The sequence below is a fragment of the Schleiferilactobacillus perolens DSM 12744 genome (assembly GCF_001435585.1).
GTDB lineage: Bacteria > Bacillota > Bacilli > Lactobacillales > Lactobacillaceae > Schleiferilactobacillus > Schleiferilactobacillus perolens.
The window spans coordinates 1-1,942 of record NZ_AZEC01000039.1; the positions used below are offsets into that span (position 1 = coordinate 1).

Annotated in this window: 6 protein-coding genes; all 6 read right to left on the bottom strand. The window is 48.5% G+C overall.

Annotated features, from left to right (window positions below; genetic code table 11):
• Positions 1–172, bottom strand: a 172-nt coding sequence (locus FD09_RS17050) for a peptidoglycan amidohydrolase family protein (RefSeq protein WP_338054262.1), incomplete at its 3' end; no start/stop codon positions are given.
• Entirely contained in the window at positions 156–569 is a 414-nt protein-coding gene (locus FD09_RS15385; RefSeq protein ID WP_057822557.1) for a hypothetical protein, read from the bottom strand. The genes FD09_RS15385 and FD09_RS17050, both read right to left, overlap by 17 nt.
• A complete protein-coding gene (locus FD09_RS15390) occupies positions 517–813 on the bottom strand; it encodes a hypothetical protein (protein WP_057822558.1) in 297 nt (98 codons plus the stop codon). Before FD09_RS15390 ends, FD09_RS15385 begins: the two co-directional genes overlap by 53 nt.
• A gap of 10 nt (positions 814–823) precedes the next feature.
• Positions 824–1,282: a hypothetical protein gene (locus FD09_RS15395; protein ID WP_057822559.1), complete on the bottom strand. Its 459-nt coding sequence runs from the start codon at positions 1,280–1,282 to the stop codon at positions 824–826.
• Between the two features lie 8 nt (positions 1,283–1,290).
• On the bottom strand, positions 1,291–1,422 hold the full coding sequence (locus tag FD09_RS16090) for an XkdX family protein (RefSeq protein ID WP_083488010.1): 132 nt from the start codon (positions 1,420–1,422) through the stop codon (positions 1,291–1,293).
• A 1-nt stretch (position 1,423) separates the two neighbouring features.
• Positions 1,424–1,846, bottom strand: coding sequence for a hypothetical protein (locus FD09_RS15400; RefSeq protein ID WP_057822560.1), 423 nt, complete (start codon positions 1,844–1,846; stop codon positions 1,424–1,426).
• Positions 1,847–1,942 lie beyond the last annotated feature (96 nt).

Sequence of the window (1,942 nt, forward strand, 5' to 3'; positions counted from 1 at the left end):
CGAGCACATAGCCAGCACTGGGCATGCCGCCAGCGCGAAGTGCCGCGTAAACAGCGCCTGAGCAGTCAGCTGTGCCATCAGTTCCCGTGCGGCTGCCATCCATGCTGTAAGTGACCCCGGCCTTTTGCAGATTGTACATGTAGGCGATCGCTGCCTCAATGTTGACTGACATTGCTCCCACCGCCTTGCTGTGTGGTTGTGTCGGGGATCGTTTGAGTGGTTTGCGTGCGATCAGGTACCAATGCACCCTGAGGGTTGGTCTGCACTGGTTCAGCGGGTACAGGGTCAGCTACTGTTGCTGTACCCGTAAATGACTTCACACCATCAAACATGCCAGAAGTCGCAGCACCCAATAGAAAGCCCTGGACTGCCGCCGGTGCCCAATTGTTATCCTTAGTAGCAACTACCGATGCAAGACCGGCTACGATTCCCAACGCCATGGCCACCCATGGCAGCCACTTGTTGTCCAGTTTGGTCCGTTTCAGTGCATTAACCAAGACCAAAATAATAGTGGCGCTAATTGCTAGCTCCGCCGCCGTGCCCAGATTTAATTCCTTGATCAAGTCCATTGATTTTTTCCTCCAATTCTTCGATACGTTTGTTTGCTTGATATACCTGCTCTTTGAGCTTCGTGATCTCGTGGAGGTACATTTCTCGCTCGGTCATATACTTATCAACCTTATCGAGCAATTCGCCCACGTGAGATGCATAAATACCTTCGTTAGTAGTGGAGGCATTTCGTTTTGCGCCGTAGATACTCCCCGCCACGGTGATGGCTGCGACCAATAACGGCACAGCGGTTTGCCAATTCAATACTCCCCACCTACTTTTTTAATATACCATCGATTTTTTGGTTTAGTTCTTTGATTCGGCTTTGGAGTTCCACCTCTGATTTCGTGGGTTCCGCAATCCAAATTTCCGCAGCAATTCGCGCAGCCACGAAAATAATGAAGATCGTGGCCAAGCTAATCAACCGTTGATTGGGATTGGTCACATCGCGCATCAGCATGATTGTGGCATAGAACGTCCAGAGGGCTTCTTCGACATAAGACATGCCGCGATGAATGTCTGGGGACATCTTAAACGAGCTGACAATCACGCCTAGTGTGCCGACGATGATAATGATCACCGCGGCTGGATTATCATCGAAGATCCCCAGATAACCGCCTAATCGGTCAATTGACGGGATATAATCGGGCATGGCGACGAAAAACATACCTAAGGCGACCGTTTCCAGTCCTGTCAGAAACCAGAACCGATTCAGCTTGATGTTTTGCCACATGATGTTCACTACTCCTTAGGCAAATCCTCGCCGGTGGTTTGCTTGTATTGATCCGCAGTGATCCAACCGATTGACTCAAATAGCTGTAAGTCAGCCTTGTTGAACAGTCCTTGCTTGAAATAATCCAGTACGTAATCCATATTAATTGCCCTCCTTGGTTGTGTTTGTGGTTGTTTCTGGTTTGCTGACGGCAGCTAATTGCTTGGTCAATGCGGCGATGGCCTGATTGGCTTGGGCCACTGTCTTCTGAGTAGCAACCAATGTCGCTGACGACATGGCTAATTGCTTAGTCAAAGCGGCGTTCTGAGCTTTAAGCGCAATAATTTCAGCCGTATTGGGATCGACACCAGAGTCTTCCCATTTGCCCAACACTCCGTTGTATTTGACTACTTTGTCCTTGATCTCGTCAGGGATAGGATCAGCGACCACTGGGTAATCAACCACTGCATCTTGTGGGACATAATAAACTGTGTAAAAATTTCCATCCTTTTGCTGGCTTTGATAGGTCATGAAGACCTGTTTAAAAGTGCCATCTTGTGGCGTTGTGCTTGTTGTGTCTGCCAAAATGAATCAAATCCTCTCTTTATTTCTTTGCCGTCTGCAGCTTTGTAACGTTCCCATAATTATCTCCTGCATAAACATTAAACTGGCTGTCTACAG

Excerpts from the sequence above, each read along its gene's own strand:
- FD09_RS15385 (WP_057822557.1), bottom strand. The coding sequence starts at position 569 with ATGGACTTGATCAAGGAATTAAATCTGGGCACGGCGGCGGAGCTAGCA.
- FD09_RS15395 (WP_057822559.1), bottom strand. The coding sequence starts at position 1,282 with ATGTGGCAAAACATCAAGCTGAATCGGTTCTGGTTTCTGACAGGACTG.
- FD09_RS16090 (WP_083488010.1), bottom strand. The coding sequence starts at position 1,422 with ATGGATTACGTACTGGATTATTTCAAGCAAGGACTGTTCAACAAGGCT.